The sequence below is a fragment of the Arthrobacter pascens genome, from assembly GCF_030815585.1.
Taxonomy (GTDB): domain Bacteria; phylum Actinomycetota; class Actinomycetes; order Actinomycetales; family Micrococcaceae; genus Arthrobacter; species Arthrobacter pascens_A.
Genome location: NZ_JAUSWY010000001.1, coordinates 4,477,192 through 4,497,839, shown reverse-complemented (window position 1 = coordinate 4,497,839; position 20,648 = coordinate 4,477,192). Strand labels below are relative to the sequence as shown.

Genomic DNA, 20,648 nt, shown 5'->3' with positions numbered 1-20,648 from the left:
CGTCGCGCGCGCGGCCACGACCCAGAAAGCGAAACCCGCGCCCGTCTGGGCGGCCTTGCCCACGACGAGGCCGAGCGAACTGCGCAACGCGGAATGCCGCACGGTCGGAGCGTCCCTGACAGTGATCCCCTGGTCAGCGCTCACGACGCAACCCCTTCGCCAGGCCGGCATAGTTATACCAGCAGAACGCGATGTAGTAGCGCAGCCACCGAGGCTGGCCCGCAGCCAGGCTCAACGCGCTGCCCCGGACTGCCGCGGCAGCGGGCAGCAGTGCCAACCTCGCACCACGCCAGCCGTGCTTGCGGACCATCCGCCCCAATCCCGTTCCGTCCATCAGGAACTGGTCCAGCGCGAAGTCGAAGTCATCTGCGGCGAAACGATGTTCGACAACGACCCGGCGCGACACCGCCGTTCGCAGCCCTGACTCCCGCATCCGCCAACGCAGCTCGATGTCCTCCCCCGACTTGAACGAGTCATCGAAGCCCACGCCCAGCATCAAGTCTCGGTCGATGACCGTCGCTACGAGCCCGAACCAGTTGCGGCTGCGGCCGGTGCGATGGTGATGTGCCAGCGCCTGCCCCCAGTAGCCCGGTCCAGCGACACTCTCCAGACCGGCCTGGAGGGCGTCGTGGCCGCCCTCGACCAGCTCCGTGAGCAGGTCGGCAACCCCCGTGGGCCCGAACACGACGTCGGAGTCGACGAGCACGACCCAACGGGTGCTGCTGCTCCGCACACCGAGCGTGCGAGCCCATGGCAGGCCGCGGCCCTCGTCACTCAGGACCCGGGCACCGGCCGCGAGGGCGAGGTCGACAGTGCGGTCGGTGGAGCATCCGTCCACCACGATGATCTCGGCGACACCGGACTGACGCAGCGCCTCCAGACAGCGTGGGAGCATGTGCTCCGCGTTGCGGGCCGGAACGACCGCGGTAACCTCGGCAGGGCTGTGACCCACTGTGTCCGGCACCTCAGGCCTCCTCGTCCAGGACCGACGGCAGCAGCTCCTCGAGATACCGGACGATATCGTCCGAGGCCTCGTCCGCCGAATACGCGGAAGGCACCTGCAACAGGTGGCAGGGACGTCCGTCGAGCGCCTTGCTCAGCACGACCCCCTTCGCCCCGAAGTGCTCCCGCCACGGGACCACGGACGTGGCCGCCAAGCCAGTCACGACCCGCTGCGAGAAACCCGCCATCTCGATGTGGAAGTTCCCGATCATCCGGTCAACCATCCAATCGCTCGACCGCTCCACGATCCGGGACCGGGCGCCCTCGAAACGCTCGATATAGACGGCAGCCGCGAGCGGGGCCGACGTCGTCACTTCCCGCCCCGGGAACGCCGTCCCCGCCTCGACCATGCGGTGCTCCGGCGACCATCGCCGGGAGAAGTCCGCGAGCCGCGGATAACGGATGACGAACGGATGCACCACCGTGGTCAGACGGCCGACACTCCCCGAAAGCCCCGACGGGACAAGGGGCTTCCGGACACCCTCGAACAGGTGCGGGTAGATGGCCCGGTGATGCGGCTTAATGAACATCGGCTTCGCGTAACCAAGCAGCGTGGCGTCCTCGGCCAGGAAAGCCCAGTCATCACCCATGAACGACCACCCCTCGCGCCGCATCAGCTTCGCGGCGGTACTCGTCTTACCGGTCCCCCCGGCGGCCGGAAGCGCAATCGCGTGACCCCGGTACGCCATCGTAGCCGCGTGGAACATGGCGGCTCCCCGACCGACCATAGCGGCATCAAGAACAGGGACCACGGAAGTCAACAACTCCCCCGGCCCGTGAATACGCCACTGCTCCGCGTCCCTCACCACCTGGACCCGATCAGCCTGGAAACGCACGCTGGTCCCCGTATACGCAAGCTCATGCTCAAGCAAACCCGCATCCGGCATCGACTCCGGCCCGTCATCAACAACGATGTCCGCCGGCCCTTCGGTATCGGTGGCGAAACACGCCAACATGCTCTGAAGCTGCTTCGCCGCCGGCGCCTTCGCGTCAACACGGATCCTCACGCGGCCGTGGATATCGAAATGCAATGCCTCGGCCTTAGTCTTGGTCTGCCTGGTGTGCATGGTCTCCCCTGTCTGGGTAGTGTCGGTCGGATGGTGTTGCTGGTGTGGACGGTGTCGGCCGTGTCGACGGTGTCCGCCTACTTCGTCATCGTGAGGATGAGCTTGGGTGCGAGCGTGCTGCCGGCCTCCTTGGAGTTGAGGTCCAGGCCGTCGCTGCTGTTGGCGTCCATGCCCAGTGAGAGCTGTTGGCCGAGCTCACCGGTCAGGCCGCTGACCGTCAGCGGAACGTTGTAGTTGGTGTTGGTCGTTGTTGGGCCGAGCGTGCCGATGCTGGTGCCGAGCGCCGGACGGTTGCTGTACGTGATCCCGCCCTCGGTCCAGCTGTCACCCGCGACCTTGATGTTCTGCGTACCCGTTGACCCACTCCCGGCGCTGCGCAGCTGCAACGTCGCACTCTGCAGCGTCCTGCCCGCATACGCCGACAGGTCGAACTTCAAGTACGTGACCTCCGCCGGGCTGTTGTCCACACCCACCATGACACTCGTGCCAAAGTTCGTCCCCGTCGCCCCGCTGGAAACATAGGTGTCAGCGGTGGCCGTGAGAGTGACGGTCTCCGACGTGCCCGCAGCAGCCGTGGTGAAGTTCCACGTCTTGGGCGCCGCCAACGCGTTACCGGCAACATCCTTCACCCCAACCGTGATCGTCGCCGTGTACGTCGTTCCCGCCGCCAGATTCGCACTCGGGTTCAAGGTCGCAACCCTGGTTGTGGTGTTGTACGACACAGCGGCCGGCACCGTCGTCGCCCCCGCCTTCAACGTGAACGTGCTGGGCGTGACCGTCGAGGTATTCATCGCTTCCGAAAACGTCCCCGTCACATTCGCCGTCACCGCAACACCAGTCGCAGCCGGAGACGTAGCAGCCGGCGACGTACCCGTCACCGTCGGAGCCGTCCTATCAACAGCGCCGTTGGCCTCGTAAAAGTGCCAGTACCGGCTTGTGGCGTTCACATCGGCGAGCACCAGCAGACCGCTGTTGGCCGTGCCCCGCGTCGCACTGTTGAGGTTCTGCTTCGTCGACGTCACGTTGTGGACATACTGGTCGGCGTCCACGATACGAGCCGTCTTGGTGGTGGTGAAGCTGATGGCGCCCAGCGGCGTGGACTTCTCGTAGATGGCACCCCCCGAGCTGGTGCAGGTACCAGCGTTCGTCGTGCCACTCGGCTTCGGATAGGAAGCGAAGGTACGCAGCCTTTGCGTGCTCTCATCAATCATGACGATCACGCGGTTCGGGCACTCCGCCACAGTCGCGATCGTGTGCGCCGACCATGTCGATGTCGCAACATTCAATGCCAACAGCTGGATCAGCGGCTGAGACGCCGACGTGAACGACGTCTTAATGGCGGCGAAAACCTTGTCACTCGAGGAGTCCAGCCACTTCAAGTTCATATGGTCATCACCGCTGCGCTGCCCCTTCACCGCCGCCACAGGAGTGGTCCAGGCGGTGTTCGACGCTCCATCGACGTGGTAGCTCCAGTACATGCCGTCAGTGGCGTCACCGACCTGCCGGCTCCACATCACACCCATCTTCCCGTTGAACGCGATCAGAGCCGACGTGTCGTCCACAGACACGTTGCTCAACGACGAAGGATGCAGGAACGGCGTCCCCCACGTCACGTCATCAGGGCCAGTAGTCGAGACATTAGTGGCGTTCAAGTAGATCTTGTTCCCCTGCTGCCACGTGGCCCACAGCCGACCAGTCGAGTCCTTATCGAAGGTCAGGGTCTCAACGCGGTGGTTGTTGATATTGGCAGAACCCAGCAGCTTGTACGTCTTTGTACCCGAGTCGTAGCTGTAACGCCGCATCGTCGTCGGGTAGTTCGGCTCAGCCGGCACACCATCGTTGACGAACCGATAGCTCGCCACATACAACGTAGTCCCGTCCCACAGCACGTCATGATGCGTGTTCGACCGCGTGTCCGTCGCCACACGCGTATCGACCCACGAGCTCGTCGCAGCATTGAAGCGGAAGATATGGAAATCTGAGCTGGCAGTGTCCCACAGGTTCCCCCACCAGGCCCCGTCGTTGAACCACAACCCACTCGTCGCCCGCTTCGTACCCGTCGGCGTCCCCGTCCCCGAATGCGACGGACCCTCAACCCCAACATCGCCCGGAGCAGCGGAAGCCGCAGGCACCACCACAACACCCACCGCAAGCAGCAGCGCTGTCAGCAGTGCCGCCAGCAGTGCGTGGGGCCGCAGATTCAGCGACCCGCATAGACGAAGGCCAGCCGAGCGATCACCTTCCCGCCTTAGGCCTAGCCAGGAAGTCCTGCGCACCCTGCGTTCGAGCATCCCGCCGGGGGTCGCTAGATCGACGAAACCGCGCACAGCTGTCCCCTCGCGCACCAGCAACCGGGCCCGTTCATTGTAAGTTGGCATGACGTTTCCGTTCTTTGTTGATCCGGTGTGATTTTGCAGCTCAAGGGCCGCGCCGTCGGCGGACGGGAGCAGCTCATTCACGCGTTCACTCACTGGACTTCCCTCCAGGGTGCACCCTGGGAAACTGTCCTGCTCAGCTGCGTGGTGGAGACGTGAGCGAGCCGACGCCCGCGCACGTAGCCGGCGGACGTGAAGGCCAATACAGCGAGAACGGACCCTGCACGGCCCAGTCCTCGGCGGTTTCTTCCAGTGCTCCAGTCGCGTATTCCGGCCAGGACAGCCCGTGGCAGCACACTTTTTACATACCGGCGTTCCGGTCCCAGCGCCCGTTTGCGGCCCACCACCTGACTGACCTGCGCCTTGGAAATTCCTTCGGACCAGGACCGCGCCAGCATGTAGCGGAGTGTTCCCCGGTGGGCGGGCACGTGGTGGCGAACCAGGGCCGCCGGCTCATAGACGATCCGTGACCCGGGGGCGCCTATCCTGGAACGAATGCAGATTTCGGTCTCTTCGCAGCCCAAGGGTTTTGAGCCTTGGCGGCCAAGCGCGAGGTTGAAGCCGCCCACTTGGCGGAGGACTGCAAGACGAAAGGACATGTTTGCGCCAATGACGTTCCGGACTTCGGACGCCACCCTGGGCAGGCCGCGGTGGCTGCACCCCACGATCCAGTCGAGCTCTTCGCCGAAGTAGCCTGGGCGGCCGTTTTCCCACACCGGTTCAACGCGCCCGCCCACGGCCAGCACGTCGGGGTCGTCATAAAATGCCACCAGCCGTTCGAGCCATTCCGGTGCAGCTTCGGCGTCGTCGTCCAGGAACGCTAAGACATCGGAACTGGCAGTGTCCACCCCGGTGTTTCGCGCTCCGGAAAGTCCCACTGGCCCCCTGCTCTTTACCAGTGTCACGTCATCCACGATGGAGAGGAGACGCTCATACAGGTCCTCATTATGGTCAATCACAACAATGACCTCTTGGGGGACCAGCGTTTGGGCTCGAACTGAGTCAATAACGTCCAACAACCGGTCCCAGCGCTCCATGGTGTAGCAGCAAATGACCACCGAAACAGTTGGGGGCTCACTGGCAATGAACATGCTAATGCCCTTCCACCAACGCCAGGAGGCTCTGCGGATCCGTAGGTGTCCGCGGAAACCTGACGTTTGCATAGGCATACTTCACTCGCCGGAGAGCCTCGGGACGGGCTCCGGCAGTGGGCGCCTCCCAGAGGGTGCATTCCCGTGCAAGCGTTCGCAGTACCCGCCACCCGTCACGGAACGTCTGCAGATTCGAGGCTCCGGATATGCGGTCAAGCTCAATGCTCGGTACCTCGGCGATGCGGAGGCCCGCCCTGGCTGCCCGAACAATCAGCTCCGTCTCGATTTCAAAGCCATTCGATTCGAGTTCCAGAACCTCCAGGCATTCCCTGCGGAACGCTATGTATCCGTAGCAAAGGTCGGAGTAGTCACTGCGCAACACGGTGTTGGCCAACCCTGTCAGCGCCCGGTTGCCGGCGTTCCGCAACCAGGTCAGATCCTCGGATCCGCCCCCGGTGACGTAACGTGAGCCCTTGACGAAGTCGTAGTCATGCTGGAGCGGGGAGACAAACCAGCCGATTTCCTGGGGGTCCATGCTTCCGTCCGCGTCCAGCATGACGATGATGTCACCCGAGGCTGCGGCGAATCCCGCACGTACGGCGACACCTTTTCCCTTGCGTCGCTCGTCCACTACAACGACGTCGACGCGGAGTGCCCGGGCAACGTCGACGGTGTGATCATGGGAGCGCCCATCTACGATGACAACCTCGTCCACGTACGAGGGCATGCGGCGAAGGACCCAAGGGAGATTCATTGCCTCATTTAAGGTCGGAATAACCACACTTACTGACGCCCTCGGTGACGAGATGGTCGGCTCGGAGAAGGAAATTGGAAGCTGGGTGGAAATAGACAAATGCATCACCACTTCATGACAATTACGGAATATCAGACGACGTCGCGCTTATGAAGGCGCGACACTAGCGCTTATTCGGTCATGGTCTGGTCTGTGGCCCCAGCTCTTAGCCATTGACTCTGCCCGTGTCGTAGAGCCTATGACCCGCCCCAAGGGGTGTCACGAGTAGCCGGTACTCGCTTTTCCCGGCAAGATCCACTCGCTATACGTAAGTACCGGGGTTATGGTGCAGTCCAATACTTAGGCTTAGGGGTTATCGCTCAATCCATTACTTGGGCATAGGGGGTTTCGCGCATTCCAGGGAAATAGGTATAGGGGTCCTGTTGCACACTCTTTGTCTCTGGCCTACTCTTTGGCATATCTGGCATTCAGCCGTCGTTGTTTCTGGGTCGACGCTTGCTTAACCCCAGCCCGATACTCTAAATCCCCAGTAGAAACAGCGATGAATATGAAAGCTACGTCCGCTGGCTTCGTAAGGCCCTCGTCCTCGCCACAATCGACGCTACAAGTCTGCTCAGTAATTCCAGCGGTGCTTGGGCCGCCGGCATGGAGACATGGGGTGGACCGGCACGACCCCCCGATTGTTCCCAATGGCGGCGATGTAGCAACCGCATGGACAACGGGTCCAACAAGATTTTTAACCTTCGATAGGGGCGGGCTGATGTTCTGGCGTAAATGCGTAGCGGTTGCATCATCGATTGTGGTTGCGTTCGCCATCATTACTCCGACAACGGCAAGCGCCGCAACGACGATCTCGCCGACCATGGACGCCTACGTACAGGCGGACAAGGCGACTACCAACTTTGGGGCTAGCGTCCGTTTGTCTACAGAGGGCCGGGCGAACATCTGGCGGAACGCACTACTACGGTTCAATGTTCAAGTTCCCGCTGGCGAACATGTTGTTTCGGCTAAACTGCGGGCATATTCGGAGGCATCCACAACTTCCACTGAGTTCGTGGATGTTTTCACTACGTCTGGCGGCTGGACCGAGCGGGGAGTTACCTGGAACAACGCACCAGCACGCGGGACGTGGCTGGGGAAGACTGGCGGGTTCGCTACCGGCTCTTGGGTTGAATGGGATGTTACTAAGGGCGTTAGCGCAAAGGGTGGCGAGCAGAACTTCAAGCTCGAAAGCAACGCGCAGAAGTGGATTGGGTTCAAGTCAAAGGAATCTTCGTCCCTGCGTCCACGGCTGGTCGTGACGACCGCGCCTGACACGGTAACCCCTACCGAGGCGGCGGTAGTCCATGGTTGGGGCGCGCGTGTAACTGGCGACGAGTTCAATTACACAGGTGCGCCGGATGCCACGAAGTGGATTGTTTACAATAGCGCCGGGCACGCGGGCAAGGGTATCCGGAGTCCACAGCAGGTTACCGTGGACGGTTCCAAAATGGTCATGACTGGAACACCGGATGGCACGACCGCTGGAATGGGCGCGAAGTTTGCAAACCAGAAGTACGGCCGGTGGGAAGTCCGTGCGGCCGGGTCTGGTGATAATGAGTACCATATGGTGTCCATCCTGTGGCCGGATAGTGAGAATTGGCCGTGTGACGGCGAAGTTGACTACGCGGAGACGACTGGTGACTGGAACGCCATCACGTTCTTCCACCACTACTCATGTGAAAACCGTCAGGTGTCCGAGTCAAGGACCCTGGACGTTTCACAGTTCCACAACTACGCAGTGGACTGGTCTCCAGCCGGGATCGTCGGCTACATTGACGGCGTGAAGTGGTTCGAGACCACAGAGCCGGCGCACCAGCCTCCCGGTCCGATGCACCAGACGCTACAACTGGATTGGTTCCCAGACAGCACTGCTAACGGCGCCGGCGAGATGCGAGTGGATTGGGTTCGCGTGTATGCGGCAGCTGGAACGGCCTAGACCTACACCCTGACCCGACTGCCGGACGAAAGCCGGCTACGCAGACGCCCTGGCCGCGGTCCGGAAGAACAACTCCGTGACCGTGGCCAGCCGGTGCGGATCTTCCACGCCGCAGAGTTCGCGGGCGGAGTGCATGGACAGCAGCGGCACGCCTACGTCCACGGTCCGGATTCCAAGCCTCGTCGCGGTGAGCGGGCCGATAGTGGAGCCACAAGGCATCACGTTGTTGGAAACGAATTCCTGGTACGGCACCCCAGCCTCGGCACAGAGCCGGGCCCAGAAGGCCGCGCCGTTGGCGTCCGTGGCGTAGCGCTGATTGGCATTGATCTTCAGCAGCGGGCCGCCATTGAGCATCGGGTGGTTGGTGGGGTCGTGCCGTTCCGCGTAATTGGGGTGGACGGCGTGGCCGGCATCAGCGGACACACAGAACGACGCCGCCATCGCCTGCCGCCGCTGGCTCACTGTGGCACCCAGGCCGTCGGAGATGCGCACCAGCACGTCCTCGAGGATGGGCCCGCACGCACCCGACCGGGAGTTGGAGCCGATTTCCTCGTGGTCAAACGCAGCCAGGACAGCGATCGGGGCATTGCCTTCTGACGCACGGCCGGAAGGGCCGCCAGCGCCCGCGGACGACGACGCGTGCGCGATCAGCGCTACCAGCCCGGCGTGCGTGGCGGAAAGGTTATCCAGGCGTCCGGAGGCGAAGAACTCACCGTTGGCCCCGAAAACCGCAGGAGCCTGCGTATCTGCCATCACGACGTCGTACCCGCCGATCTCCGCAGCCTTCACCGCGGCGCCGCCGGACACGTGCCTGGCCAGCATCCCCAGCAGATCAACGTCAGCCGGGTTCCCGAGCCCCCACACCGGGTTCATGTGGCGCTGCTTGTCCAGGGTGAGGCCGTCGTTCGCGGCACGGTCCAGGTGGATGGCCAGCTGCGGGAACCGGAGCAGGGGCCCGGTAGCCGTGAGGTGCTGGGTGCCGTCCAGCATGACCAGCCTTCCGGCGAGCTCAAGCTCCCGGTCCAGCCAGGAGTTCAGCAACGGACCGCCATAAACCTCGACGCCGGCCTGCAGCCAGCCATGGGCGCCGATGGTGGGCTTGGGCTTTAGCTTGAACGACGGCGAATCGGTGTGCGAGCCCAGGATGTTGAACCCGGTGGTCGGGCCTGCCCCGTCCGGTACCACCCATGCGATGAGCGCACCGTCCCGGACCAGGTAGAAATTGCCGGTACCGCCGTCCCAGGGTTCAAGCTCGTCCAGGCCGGTGAAACCGGCCTGTTTGAGCCGCCGTGCGGCTTCGTGGACAGCGTGAAAGCTCGACGGCGATGCGCTGACATACGCGCCAAGGTCCTGGATGTGGTCAGCGGCGGTGGAAGGTGAAGGCATGGTCTTGAGTCTAACGCCGGGCGGATGCCCCTCACCGGCCCTTAGATGGTGACGTTCAGCCCCGCCGTGTACCCGGCAGAGGCCGATCCGGTCATCGTGGCGAGCTGGTAGATGCCGCCGTCATCCCCGAACACGTTGTCCGACTGCAGCGTGGTGCGGGGAAAGTTCCGGGCGCTGGACTCATAGCCAGCCATGGCATAGACCTCCTTGCACGCCGCGTCGGTCAGGGCTATCTGGGAGACCGCCAACACCTGCCCCGCGGAGGTGGCATAGCTCATGGACTCGAACACTTCAAAATGGATGTGCGGCCAACGGCCCAGGTAGGCGCCCGGGAAGATTGAGGTAAAGGTGACCTGGCCGTTCGCGTCGGCTTCCTGGACGCCGCGGAGGAAGTTTTCGTTTTCGAGGCCGGAATCGTACATGGAGTATTTCCCGTCCTTGTCGCAATGCCAGGCGTACACGGCAGCACCGGCCAGGGGAACGCAGCCGTTGGCGTTGTCCAGGAGCGTGAGCGTGAAGGTCAGCGGGACACCCTCCGCTTTGGTGGTTGAGGTCCCGAAGCTGGACGTGATGTCCTGCCGCACCACCCCGGAGGCCTCCAGGACGTTGGGACCGTTCGAGCCGTCGCCGGGGTACGGCCCTGCCGTTTCCTCCGGGATTTCCACACCACACTCCGCGATCGCCCGGGTCAGCGTGGGGGTCGCGGTCGCGGACGAGGTGGCCGACGTCGTGGCGCTTGCGGTACCTGTGGCGGTCGACGCCGGGGTGCTGGGTGTGGAGGTGGACCCGCCGGGAGTGCAGGCGGCCAGTGCCACGGCGGCGCCCCCGGCGCCAAAGAACATCCCCAACGACCGGCGGCTCATCAGCGTGGACAGATCGAACTCAAGTCCTCGGTCGTGGTTGGGATGGGGCTTGTGGCCGTCCTGATCAATGGACGTGCGGGGATCTTTGGGAGTGTGTGAAGTGGTCATAGATCCATAGAACCCGTCAGCCCTATGCCGTGCATAGGGCATTCCTGTGACTCAGCTGTGCGTAAGCACTCCGCCAGCAGTCAGTAGTCGGGGTTGCTCGGGACCACCAGGCCTGTCTCATAGGCGTACACCACAGCCTGGACGCGGTCGCGCAGGTGGAGTTTGGTCAGGATCCTGCGGACGTGGGTCTTCACCGTGGCTTCGGAGAGGAAATACCGGTGTGCGATCTCGCCGTTGGACAGTCCTTCGGCCATGGCTTCCAGCATCTCTGTTTCGCGCGGCGTCAGGTCCTCAAGCAGCGGATCCCTCTGTGCGGCTGCCTGGGCGGGCTGCTTTGCTCCGCGAACGTAGGTTTCCAGCAGCCGTTGCGTGACCCGCGGGGCCACTACCGCGTCCCCGCTGGCCACCACGCGGACGGCGCTGATCAGCTCTGACGGTGCCACGTCCTTCAACAGAAACGCGGAGGCGCCGGCCTGCAGCCCGGCAAAGGCGTACTCATCCACATCGAAGGTGGTCAGGATGATGATCCTTACGCCGGATCCGGAGCCGGTGATGGCACGGGTTGCCTCAATGCCGTCCAGCACGGGCATCCGGACGTCCATCAACACCACGTCGGGGTTGAGTTCGCGGACCAGCCGCACGGCCTCTGCGCCGTCGGAAGCCTCGCCGACGATCCGGAGGTCATCCTCACCTTCAAGGATGAGCCGGAAGCCCATTCGGAGCAGCGGCTGGTCATCCACCAGCAGGACGGTGATCTCTTGCGTCTCAGTCATGCCTTGCCCCCAGTTGTTTGATGGATTCTTTGTACTCCCGGTATTCGAGTATCCCGGGCTGGTCATCTCCAGGCCATGTAAGCACGGCCCGGACCCGCCAGCCGTGGCCATGCCGGCCGGCTTCCACCGTTCCCGAGTAGATCCGCGCCCGCTCCGCCATCCCCGCCAGCCCCTGTCCGGAACCCAAAGCCGGTCCCGGCCCCAGGACCTGTCCGGACCCCGGTCCGCCAGCCTCAAAGGTGCCTTGCCCCACAGACCCTGTGCCGTCGTCGAGCACCTCAATGGTGACGGTAGACGCGGCGCGGACAATGTTCACGTCCACCCGGCTGAGGGAACGGCCGTAGCGGAGCACATTCGTGAGCGATTCCTGCACAATCCGGTAGACCGTGAGCTGGAAGGCTGCGTCCTGGGGCAGTGCCGGGCCTGTGTGCGAATAATGCAGGGGAAGGCCCGCGGTGCGGAAGCCTTCCAACAACTTGGCAAAGCTGTCCCCGGACGCCAGCGGCTGCCGCGGTGCTGTACCTTCGGCGTCGTCCCGGAGCACCCCCAACACCCGCCGCATGTCCGCCAGCGCGGTCCGGCCCGTGCGGGAGAGCTCACCGAGCACCTCTCCGGCGCGCTCCGGGCTCTTCCTGACCACCACGGCGGCGCCGTCCGACAAACTGATCATCACTGTCAGCGAGTGGGCAACGACGTCGTGCATTTCGCGGGCGATCCGGGTCCGTTCGTTGACGGATGCGAGGCTGGCCGTCCGGGCCGCCCAGGCGGCGATTTCCTGTTCATGTCCGCGCCGCTGCCTGACCGAGATGCCGATGCCGGTGGCGATAACGTTGGACAGCGCAATCGTGGCACCGGTGGCGATGCTGGTCAGAAGGTGGAAATCCCCGGGATTCGGGCTCCCGTCATGGACAAACGAGGTCTGCATCGGCCCGACGGCAGCCAGCAGGTAGAGCAGGGCAACCGGCGCCGTGGCAACCGCAAGGGTGATGAGCGCGAACCGTCGTGTGTGCACTACTGCCACGGCGTACAGCGAGAACCACAGCCCGGCGGAAACGTTGGAACCCCAAGGGTGCAGGAGGGTCACCGCCACTTCCACCACTGCCACGAAGGCCACCAGCGCCACGGCGTGGGAGCGCCGGAAGAACATTGAACCGGCTACTGCCATGAGCAGGGCAGCCGTGAGCCAGCCACCTGACACGATGGCGTCCACCGCCGTGGGGGCGACCAGCAGCGAATAGCTCAATGCCACAACCCCGTCCATCACCCGTGGATGCTGGTACAGGTAGCGTCGGAGCAGCCCGCGGCGCTTGGCCGTGATTTCGTCAAAGGACGCGTCGGCCTGTCCGGCCGGCGCGTCCTTTACGGGTACGGCATGCGTCATGTTCTGAGCCTAGGCGCTGCGGATGCTAGACGTCGCGTTTCTTCAGCACGATCATGGCCGGAACCAGGAACAGCAGCACGTAGCCCAGGAAAATAAGGCCGCCGTGCCATGGATCGATGATGCCGTCGACGTGGCCAATGGACAGGAAGCGTCCGCCGGCTTCGCTGGGGATGTACTGCGGCACGTGCTTCCAGAAGTCGCCGGGAATGAGGGTCATGAAGCTGGCGGCAATGGACAGGACAAAGAACAGCCCCACCAGCACCGTGATGCCGCCCGCGGAGTTCCGCAGCAGCGCTCCGAGTGACAGGCCGATCAGGGCCACACCGGCCACGTACAGGCCGCCCGTGAAGACGCTGTACAGGACGCCGTCTGTGGACCAGTCAAGGTCAAAGCCCAGGCCCTGGAACACGGGCATGGCAATGAGGAATGTGGCCACGGCGGCAACGGTGGTGATGACGTAGGAGATAACGGCAAGCAGGATGGCCTTGGCCAGAAAGGCCGGGGTGCGCTTAGGGACGGCGTTCATGGTGGAGCGGATCATCCCCGTGGCGTATTCGGAGGAGATGAACAGGACGGCCAGGGAACCCAGTACCAGGATGCCGATCTGCAGGCCCGCATTGGGCAGGTTATAGAGGTCAAAGCCTGATCCCGGCGGGAAGGTCTGCTCCATCATTTCCGGCGTCATGGTCTGGCCCTGGTCCCGCGCGGTACGCGCCACGCTGTCCAGGTAGGAGAATCTGATGAGGACCGCGAGGGCACCCACTCCGATGATGGCCGCGAGGGTCAGCACCAGCAGGATTCGGGTGGACATCAGGGACCAGAGCTTGATCCATTCGGACCGCAAGACGCCGGTGAAGCTCACGCCGCGGGACCCTGCGGTGGAACGGGCGGTGGTTCGGGTTTCAGTCATGGTGGTCATCGTCCTTACTTTCCTGCCGTTGCCGTGGCGTATGCGTCGGCGGGTCCGCCAGCCAGATGCGAGTGGTACTCCACCTCATCCTTCGTGAGATCGAAATAGGCGTCCTCAAGCGACGAGAGTTGTGGTGTGAGCTCGTAGACCAGGACGCCGTTGTCCAGCGCAACCTGGGCGATCTGCCGTGAATCCATCCCCGTCACTTCCAGGGTCTCCGTTTCGCTCTGGTCCACCTTCACGCCGTTCCCTGCAAGCAAGGCAGAGAGCTGCGAGGCTGCGGAACTGCGGACCAGGGTCTTTGCCTGGCGCGTGCCGGCGATGATCTGCTGGACCGGTGCGTCGGCAATGATCCGGCCACGGCCGATAACGATCAGGTGGTCGGCCGTCTGGGCCATCTCGCTCATCAGGTGCGAGGACAGGAAAATGGTCTTGCCCTGGTTGGCCAGGTAGCGGACCAGGTTGCGGACCCACAGCACGCCTTCCGGATCCAGGCCATTGACCGGCTCGTCCAGGATGAGTGTCTGCGGATCACCGAGCAGCGCCGCGGCGATGCCCAGCCGCTGCCCCATACCGAGCGAAAACCCGCCGGCCTTCTTCTTTGCCACGGCGTCCAGGCCGGTCATCTCGATGACCTCGTGCACCCGGGTTTTCGGGATGCTGTGCGTGGCCGCCATGGCCAGCAGGTGGTTGTACGCGCTGCGGCCAGTGTGAACGGCTTTAGCGTCCAGCAGTGCGCCAACCTCGTGCAGGGGCGCCTTGTGCTCCGCGTAGTGGAGCCCGTTCACGGTGACCGTGCCCGACGTCGGCCGGTCCAATCCCATGATCATGCGCATGGTGGTTGATTTGCCGGCGCCGTTGGGGCCCAAGAAGCCCGTAACCTGCCCTGCCTGGACGGTGAAGCCGACGCCGTCAACAGCGGTCTTGCCGCCGTAAACCTTGGTCAGGCCTTTTGCCTCGATCATGGGAATGTTCCTTAGAACAGCAGCGTGGTGCTGCGGGATGCGGGGAAGTTTGATGTGCATCCTCAACGCTACCGACGCACCGTGCCGATTTCGCCGGTCTCAGGGATGATTCAGGGTTGAACCAGGGTAGTCCGCATGGATGACCGGCCCCAGCCTGGGCTGCGGCACGGGTCCCTTGGGCTGCCGGTCGCTCACGGCCGCGGCGAGTAGTACATGAGAGCGTGCCGATCCACGCGGAACTCGACACTGCGCACGCCGGCAAGGGCCTCGCCGTCCACTGCCAAAACCATGGGCGAGCCGTCTGATTCGACGCGGATGCCGGTAACCTCCCTCAGGTGGGTGATCCGGGACGTGGCCACAGTGCCCGTCAGGACGGACCACAGCAGGCGCAGCCGGGCGAAGGATTCGTCGGCAGTGATCATCCGCACGTCCAGCACTCCGTCGTCAAGGACCGGGCGAACCAGGGGGGCGTGGTCTCTGGGGAAGTACCGGCCCCGGCCTACGTAGGCGATCCAAAGCTTATGCCTCACGCCGTCCACAATCAGTGTGGTGGGCGTTCCCGCCGTGAAGGTCCGGAACATGGCCACCACCCCGGCCAGCGGTTTGCCCAGCGCAGGCCGAAGCTTCTCACGGCGCCGCACCAGGTTGGGGTACAGCCCAATGCTCGCAGTGTTCAGCATGAGGAGTTCGACCGTCTCGGGATTTCCCGCCAGACCGCGTTCCACGGACACCACCCCCACATCGGCAAGGGCGGCCTCGCCCCGATTGGCAGCAGCTACCGCCTCCTTGAGGCTCCCCGTTCCAGCATCACGCGCAAAGTGGTTGAGAGTGCCTCCCGGAAGGACCAGCAAGGGAAGAGAACGTTCGACGGCGGCAGCGGCTGCGGTGCCCACCGTCCCGTCGCCGCCCCAGACGCCCAATGCGCGCGTACCAGGAAGGCCTGCAGTGGTCCGAATTTTATCAACCAGGTCCTCACCGGCCTCAACAGTGTTTATATGCGCCCTAGGGAATACTTCCTGCAGGGCAGCTGCGGTCTCTTTGGTGAAGGATCCACCCAGGGTGTTCACCACAACGCTAAGGCCCTCGCCGTCCGGGAGTTCCGGCGCCGAGGTCCAGCTGCGGGCGGTGGCGGGAAACGGCGGGCGCACCGGCCACCACTTGCGGGTGATCAGCGCGGCCCCGGCGCCGATGGCGGAGCCAAACAGGACGTCCGACGGCCAGTGGGCGCCCGTATGCACCCGAGAATAGGCAACGCCCAACGCCACCGGGGCCAGGGCGAGGCCAACGGATGGTTTGACCATGCCGGCACCTACCGCGAATGCAATGGCCGATGCCGAGTGTCCTGACGGCATGGACGAACTGGTGGGCTGCGGGTGGACGAAGCGGAAGACCGGCAGATGCTCGGGCAGGGGCCGGGTGCGGGGCAGCAGCGTCTTGAACCCGACGTTGGTCACAGCGGATGCCACGGCCTGTGCGATCAGGCCGTGCACTGCGGCCCGTCGGGGCTTGCCTGGAAAAGCGGCCATCACAGCTGCCGCGCCCATCCACAGCTTGCCGTGGTTGGCCGACGCGGAGAGCCGGCGGAAGAACGTGTCATGGTTTCCTCCGGGAAATCCCGAAACGCGGCGAAGCAGATACCGGTCAAAGCGTGCGATCCATCCCGGGCCCTTGCGCCACATCCTGTGCATCTCCCCACCCTACCGCCGGAGTTTGGTTCATTTCCGCCTCCTGTGGCAGTCGGATTGTGGCTGCCTTCCGGCGGGAAAGCTTGACCCAGGCGGCCCTCTATTTGGAGCGGAGAGGCTTGGCCGCCCCCGCCAGCACAAGGGCGAGCACAATCGGAGCGAGGATGGCCAGCAGTGCGAGATGAATTCCGGTGATGTCCCCTAGGTAACCCAGCAGAGGCGGGCCAGCAAGGAAGGAGATGTACCCCAAAGTGGATACAACCGAAACCCGCGCAGCAGCGTGTTGCGGATCGTCGGCCGCCGCAGACATTCCCATGGGGAAGGCCAACGCGGCACCCACACCCCAGAGGGCGGCCCCCACTGCTGCCAGCCACACGTTTCCAGCGAGCACAAAGAGGCACAAACCGGCGGCCGCCGCGGCCATGCTGGCGCGGAGAACCACTACGCGGCCGTAGGCGTCGATCACGCGGCCACCGAAGAAGCGCATGGCCGTCATGGCGAGGACAAAGAGGGCAAACATGAGCGCGCCGGTGGATTCGGAAGTGTGCAGCCCATCCACTGAGGCCTTCGCGATCCAGTCATTTCCTGCGCCCTCGGTCAGTGTGGCACCCAGGACCACCACCCCGATCAGCAGGGTGCGGCTGTCACGCCAGGCGGAAGGCCCCTTTGATTCCTTCGGCCCGCCGTCAGAGGGGGCTGCCGCGGCGACGTGCGGAAGGAAGAAGCGGGGGGTCAGCAGCGTCACCAAAGCCACCACACCCGCGATGACCAGCAAGTGCACAGGCAGTCCGACTCCGATGTTCGAAAGTCCCGCGCCGATCAGGGCACCGACGAACGCACCACCGCTGAAGGCAGCGTGAAACTGTGGCATGACGGTGCGCCTCAGCCGGTGTTCGACGTCGGCACCTTCAATATTCTGGGCCACATCCCAAAGCCCTATCCCGATTCCAAAGAAGAACAGGCAGACTGCCGTTCCTGCAATGGATTCCCCCGAAAGTGACAGTGCCAGACCCGCGCCGGCCAACGCGACCAGCAGCCCACTGGCCCGTACGGTGTTTGCGGTCCCGATCCGGCCCACCACCAGTCCCGCCGTCGGAAGGGCCAGCAGCGATCCGACAGCTGTGCACAGCAGGAGAGTGCCCATCTGGCCCGATGTCACGTGCAGGGTTTCGGTGACGGCCGGGATCCGGGCCGCCCAGCTGGCGAAGACGAGGCCATTGATTCCGAAGACCACGAAGGTGGCGGCTGCTGCTGCCCTGATGGCCGGACTGGTCTTGGTGCTCGTGTTGATGCTCATACGTTCACTACTTCCACCGAGAGCTTGTTGAGTTGTGCGAGTTCGTCCGCGCTGAGGTTCTTTTCCGTCACGATGACGTCCACTGAATCCAGGGCAGCCACCAGTGCCATAGCGTTGGCATTCCACTTGGGCCCGGCGCACGCAACGATGACACGCCCGGCTGACTCGAGGCCGGCCCGCTTTACCGCGGCATCTTCGAGGTCGTGGGCCAGCAGACCGTCTTTGAGGTTCAAGGCGCAGGGCGTGACCACCGCGGTATCGAAGCGGAGGGACCGGATGTTGGTTTCCGCCAGCGGCCCGCGGAAGCACAGCTCGCCCGGTACCACGCTACCGCCGGGAAGGAGCAGAGCGGGACGCTGACCGACATTCTGGTCGTCCGCAGTCACCGCATTGAGGGAGCGCAGGGACATGGGCATCAGTGTCAGTTCGCGGCCCCGCAGTGTCCGTGCGATCTCGGTGGCGGTGGTTCCGCTGTCCAGCCACACGCGCTCCCGGTCCCGCAGCAGTCCCGCCACGGCGGCTGCTATTCGCACCTTGATGCCCTGGTCCTCGAGTTCCCGTTGGCCGTAGCCGGGATTCTCGCCACGCACAATGAGGCTCTTGGCACCGCCATGGACGCGGCGGAGCACGCCGTTCGCTGCGAGGACTTCGAGGTCACGGCGGATCGTTGCTCCCGAGGCGTCGCAGACCTCTGTCAGCTCGTCCACGGTCACGTCCCCCTGTGCACGCAGCAGCTCACCGATCAACCGGTGGCGCTCGTCAGTCTTCATGCTCACATGATAGCAATTGATGATCACTTAATCACGAATGTGATCATTCTCCCGCGGTAAGGTGGGCCCATGGCTGAGGAATCCTTCAAGGACGGCAGACTATCCGGGACCGGCGATTATCTGGACGGTGAACGGCATGGGCACTGGACCTTCTACTTCCGGAACGGGCAGGTCAAATCCGAGGCCGGGTACATGAACGGCCAGCTGGACGGACTTTGCATCTGGTACCGCGAAGGCGGGGGACTGCTGCAGAAAGGTGCCTTCCGCGACGGCCAACAGCATGGTATTTGGCAGCGCTGGCACAGCACCGGCGAACTGATGGACGAAGGAACCTACGATGCCGGGCGCAAACTAGGCGAATGGGTCACCTACGCGCCAGACGGCTCGGAATCCAAGCGCAAGACCTTCAAGTAGCCCAAACCCTCTCTCACTTCCTGCGACAAAACCACAGACCCTCTCTCACCTCCTGCGACAAAACCACAAACCCTCTCTCACCAGTGAGAGAGGGTTTGTGCAAAAGATGCAGGAAGTGAGAGAGCGTCCGGGTCAGCGGGCGCGCTCTACGCGCTTTTCGTCCCACACGGGCTCCGGGGATTCATAGACGCGCCCGTCGGACCCGAACACCAGGAACCGGTCGAAGGTGCGGGCGAACCAGCGGTCATGAGTGACGGCCAGGACCGTTCCCTCAAAGTGGTCGATCGCCCGCTCCAGCGCCTCGGCGGAGTGCAGGTCCAGGTTGTCCGTGGGTTCATCCAGCAGGAGCAGAGTGGCACCGGACAGCTGCAACAGCAGGATCTGGAACCGCGCCTGCTGGCCGCCCGACAGGGACTCGTACTTCTGCTCAGACTGCCCGGCCAGGCCATAACCGTCCAGTGCCCCGGCTGCGGCCTCGCGGCCCAGTCCCGAGCGGTGCTCGTCTCCCCGGTGCAGGATCTCCAGCAGCGTCTTGCCGAGGAGGTCCGGCCGGATGTGGGTCTGGGCAAAAAAGCCGGGCCGGATACGGGCGCCAAGTTTCACTGTGCCCTCGTGCGGCACCTCGGCTATGTCAACATCGGAGACCGGCAGGTGCTCCCGCTCCGGATCAGTGCCGCCGGTGGCGAGGAGCCGCAGGAAGTGGCTCTTGCCCGAACCGTTGGAGCCCAGTACGCCCACACGGTCGCCGAACCAGACCTCGGTTGAGAACGGCTTCATGAGCCCGGTCAGCTCGAGCTTCTCAGCCACAATTGCCCGCTTGGCCGTGCGGCCGCCCTTGAGCCGCATCCGCACGTTCTGCTCGATGGGGAGGGCTTCCGGGGGCCCGGCTTCCAGGAATTTCGCCAGCCGGGTCTGGGCAGCGTGGTAACGGTTTGCCATGTCCGAGCGGAACGCGGCCTTGTTTTTGTACATGTTGACGAGTTCCTTGAGCTTGACGTGCTCCTCGTCCCAGCGCTTCCGGAGTTCCTCGAAGCGGGCGTTCCGGTCCGCGCGGGCGTCCACGTAGGAGCCGAAGCCGCCGCCGTGGACCCATGCCCCGGCGCCGTTGATACCCGGCTCCAGCGTGACGATCCGTCCCGCGGCATTGTTCAGCAGTTCTCGGTCGTGGCTGATGAAGAATACCGTCTTCTTTGATTCATTGAGCTTGTCCTCAAGCCACCGCTTGCCCGGCACGTCCAGGTAGTTGTCCGGCTCATCGAGGAGCAGCAGTTCGTCGGGGCCGGCAAAGAGCGCCTCAAGGACCAGCCGTTTCTGCTCGCCGCCGGAAAGGCTCGACGCCGGGCGGTGTTGTGCGCGGTCAAAGGGCAGTCCCAGGGCCGCCATACAGACCTCGTCCCAGACGGTCTCCACGTCGTAGCCTCCGGCGTCTCCCCAGTCCACGATGGCCTGGGCGTACCGCATCTGGCTGGGTTCGTCGTCGTGCTCCATCATGGCAAGCTCGGTTTCATCCACGGCGCGGGCGGCCGCCTCCAGTGCCGGCGGGGCGGCGGACACCAGGAGGTCGCGGACCGTGGAATCATCCCGGACCTGCCCCACGAACTGGCGCATGATGCCCATGTTCCCGGAGCGCCCAATCACACCTTCGTCCGGCGTGAGATCGCCGGAAATAATCCGGAACAAGGTGGTTTTGCCCGTTCCGTTGGGCCCGATGAGTGCCGTTTTGGTGCCGTCAGGGACCTTGAAGGTCACACTGTTGAGCAGCTGGGTGCCGTCGGAGAGAAAGTAGTCGATGCCGGAAACGTCAATATGGGCCACATCAACAATCTTCC

General features: G+C 64.0%; 17 protein-coding genes. 2 read left to right on the top strand and 15 right to left on the bottom strand.

The window, feature by feature from the left end; all coding sequences use genetic code 11:
• Positions 1 to 133: 133 nt before the first annotated feature.
• The 5 genes from QFZ30_RS20800 to QFZ30_RS20780 all read right to left on the bottom strand — a co-directional run bounded on the left by QFZ30_RS20800 (position 134) and on the right by QFZ30_RS20780 (position 6,394).
• Complete coding sequence (locus tag QFZ30_RS20800; RefSeq protein WP_307080407.1) at positions 134 to 952, bottom strand: glycosyltransferase; 819 nt, start codon at positions 950 to 952, stop codon at positions 134 to 136.
• Between the two features lie 13 nt (positions 953 to 965).
• Complete coding sequence (locus tag QFZ30_RS20795) at positions 966 to 2,069, bottom strand: hypothetical protein (RefSeq protein WP_307079554.1); 1,104 nt, start codon at positions 2,067 to 2,069, stop codon at positions 966 to 968.
• A 77-nt stretch (positions 2,070 to 2,146) separates the two neighbouring features.
• Positions 2,147 to 4,540, bottom strand: coding sequence for a CBM96 family carbohydrate-binding protein (locus QFZ30_RS20790; protein ID WP_307079552.1), 2,394 nt, complete (start codon positions 4,538 to 4,540; stop codon positions 2,147 to 2,149).
• The gene (locus QFZ30_RS20785; RefSeq protein ID WP_307079551.1) at positions 4,537 to 5,535 is read right to left on the bottom strand and encodes a glycosyltransferase family 2 protein; all 999 of its coding nucleotides are present in this window, start codon (positions 5,533 to 5,535) and stop codon (positions 4,537 to 4,539) included. The genes QFZ30_RS20790 and QFZ30_RS20785 overlap by 4 nt, the downstream gene beginning before the upstream one ends.
• A 1-nt stretch (position 5,536) precedes the next feature.
• A complete protein-coding gene (locus QFZ30_RS20780) occupies positions 5,537 to 6,394 on the bottom strand; it encodes a glycosyltransferase family 2 protein (RefSeq protein ID WP_307079547.1) in 858 nt (285 codons plus the stop codon).
• 553 nt (positions 6,395 to 6,947) lie between these two features.
• Here QFZ30_RS20780 and QFZ30_RS20775 point away from each other — a divergent pair.
• Positions 6,948 to 8,267, top strand: coding sequence for a CBM96 family carbohydrate-binding protein (locus QFZ30_RS20775; RefSeq protein WP_307079544.1), 1,320 nt, complete (start codon positions 6,948 to 6,950; stop codon positions 8,265 to 8,267).
• 36 nt (positions 8,268 to 8,303) lie between these two features.
• Here the strand turns inward: QFZ30_RS20775 and QFZ30_RS20770 are convergent, their stop codons facing one another.
• The 9 genes from QFZ30_RS20770 to QFZ30_RS20730 form a co-directional block, all read right to left on the bottom strand.
• The gene (locus tag QFZ30_RS20770; RefSeq protein WP_307079542.1) at positions 8,304 to 9,653 is read right to left on the bottom strand and encodes a M18 family aminopeptidase; all 1,350 of its coding nucleotides are present in this window, start codon (positions 9,651 to 9,653) and stop codon (positions 8,304 to 8,306) included.
• 41 nt (positions 9,654 to 9,694) lie between these two features.
• Entirely contained in the window at positions 9,695 to 10,624 is a 930-nt protein-coding gene (locus QFZ30_RS20765; RefSeq protein ID WP_307079540.1) for an intradiol ring-cleavage dioxygenase, read from the bottom strand.
• An 80-nt stretch (positions 10,625 to 10,704) separates the two neighbouring features.
• Entirely contained in the window at positions 10,705 to 11,397 is a 693-nt protein-coding gene (locus QFZ30_RS20760; RefSeq protein ID WP_307079538.1) for a response regulator, read from the bottom strand.
• Positions 11,390 to 12,778, bottom strand: coding sequence for a sensor histidine kinase (locus QFZ30_RS20755; protein WP_307079535.1), 1,389 nt, complete (start codon positions 12,776 to 12,778; stop codon positions 11,390 to 11,392). The genes QFZ30_RS20760 and QFZ30_RS20755 overlap by 8 nt, the downstream gene beginning before the upstream one ends.
• A 25-nt stretch (positions 12,779 to 12,803) precedes the next feature.
• Positions 12,804 to 13,697: an ABC transporter permease gene (locus QFZ30_RS20750; protein WP_373462870.1), complete on the bottom strand. Its 894-nt coding sequence runs from the start codon at positions 13,695 to 13,697 to the stop codon at positions 12,804 to 12,806.
• A gap of 5 nt (positions 13,698 to 13,702) precedes the next feature.
• Positions 13,703 to 14,653, bottom strand: coding sequence for an ABC transporter ATP-binding protein (locus QFZ30_RS20745; protein WP_307079531.1), 951 nt, complete (start codon positions 14,651 to 14,653; stop codon positions 13,703 to 13,705).
• Between the two features lie 191 nt (positions 14,654 to 14,844).
• A complete protein-coding gene (locus tag QFZ30_RS20740; RefSeq protein ID WP_307079529.1) occupies positions 14,845 to 16,341 on the bottom strand; it encodes a bifunctional phosphatase PAP2/diacylglycerol kinase family protein in 1,497 nt (498 codons plus the stop codon).
• A gap of 97 nt (positions 16,342 to 16,438) precedes the next feature.
• Positions 16,439 to 17,635, bottom strand: coding sequence for an MFS transporter (locus tag QFZ30_RS20735; protein ID WP_307079528.1), 1,197 nt, complete (start codon positions 17,633 to 17,635; stop codon positions 16,439 to 16,441).
• Entirely contained in the window at positions 17,632 to 18,405 is a 774-nt protein-coding gene (locus tag QFZ30_RS20730; protein WP_307079526.1) for a DeoR/GlpR family DNA-binding transcription regulator, read from the bottom strand. Before QFZ30_RS20730 ends, QFZ30_RS20735 begins: the two co-directional genes overlap by 4 nt.
• Positions 18,406 to 18,474: 69 nt before the next feature.
• Between QFZ30_RS20730 and QFZ30_RS20725 the strand changes: the two genes are divergently transcribed.
• Positions 18,475 to 18,819, top strand: coding sequence for a toxin-antitoxin system YwqK family antitoxin (locus QFZ30_RS20725; protein ID WP_307079524.1), 345 nt, complete (start codon positions 18,475 to 18,477; stop codon positions 18,817 to 18,819).
• Between the two features lie 132 nt (positions 18,820 to 18,951).
• Here QFZ30_RS20725 and QFZ30_RS20720 read toward each other — a convergent pair whose 3' ends face one another.
• A complete protein-coding gene (locus QFZ30_RS20720; RefSeq protein ID WP_307079521.1) occupies positions 18,952 to 20,634 on the bottom strand; it encodes an ABC-F family ATP-binding cassette domain-containing protein in 1,683 nt (560 codons plus the stop codon).
• Positions 20,635 to 20,648 lie beyond the last annotated feature (14 nt).

Coding starts and splice junctions, on each gene's coding strand:
- QFZ30_RS20795 (WP_307079554.1), bottom strand. CDS start 2,069: ATGCACACCAGGCAGACCAAGACTAAGGCCGAGGCATTGCATTTCGAT.
- QFZ30_RS20785 (WP_307079551.1), bottom strand. CDS start 5,535: ATGTTCATTGCCAGTGAGCCCCCAACTGTTTCGGTGGTCATTTGCTGC.
- QFZ30_RS20780 (WP_307079547.1), bottom strand. CDS start 6,394: ATGCATTTGTCTATTTCCACCCAGCTTCCAATTTCCTTCTCCGAGCCG.
- QFZ30_RS20770 (WP_307079542.1), bottom strand. CDS start 9,653: ATGCCTTCACCTTCCACCGCCGCTGACCACATCCAGGACCTTGGCGCG.
- QFZ30_RS20765 (WP_307079540.1), bottom strand. CDS start 10,624: ATGACCACTTCACACACTCCCAAAGATCCCCGCACGTCCATTGATCAG.
- QFZ30_RS20760 (WP_307079538.1), bottom strand. CDS start 11,397: ATGACTGAGACGCAAGAGATCACCGTCCTGCTGGTGGATGACCAGCCG.
- QFZ30_RS20755 (WP_307079535.1), bottom strand. CDS start 12,778: ATGACGCATGCCGTACCCGTAAAGGACGCGCCGGCCGGACAGGCCGAC.
- QFZ30_RS20750 (WP_373462870.1), bottom strand. CDS start 13,697: ATGACCACCATGACTGAAACCCGAACCACCGCCCGTTCCACCGCAGGG.
- QFZ30_RS20745 (WP_307079531.1), bottom strand. CDS start 14,653: ATGATCGAGGCAAAAGGCCTGACCAAGGTTTACGGCGGCAAGACCGCT.
- QFZ30_RS20740 (WP_307079529.1), bottom strand. CDS start 16,341: ATGCACAGGATGTGGCGCAAGGGCCCGGGATGGATCGCACGCTTTGAC.
- QFZ30_RS20735 (WP_307079528.1), bottom strand. CDS start 17,635: ATGAGCATCAACACGAGCACCAAGACCAGTCCGGCCATCAGGGCAGCA.
- QFZ30_RS20730 (WP_307079526.1), bottom strand. CDS start 18,405: ATGAAGACTGACGAGCGCCACCGGTTGATCGGTGAGCTGCTGCGTGCA.
- QFZ30_RS20725 (WP_307079524.1), top strand. CDS start 18,475: ATGGCTGAGGAATCCTTCAAGGACGGCAGACTATCCGGGACCGGCGAT.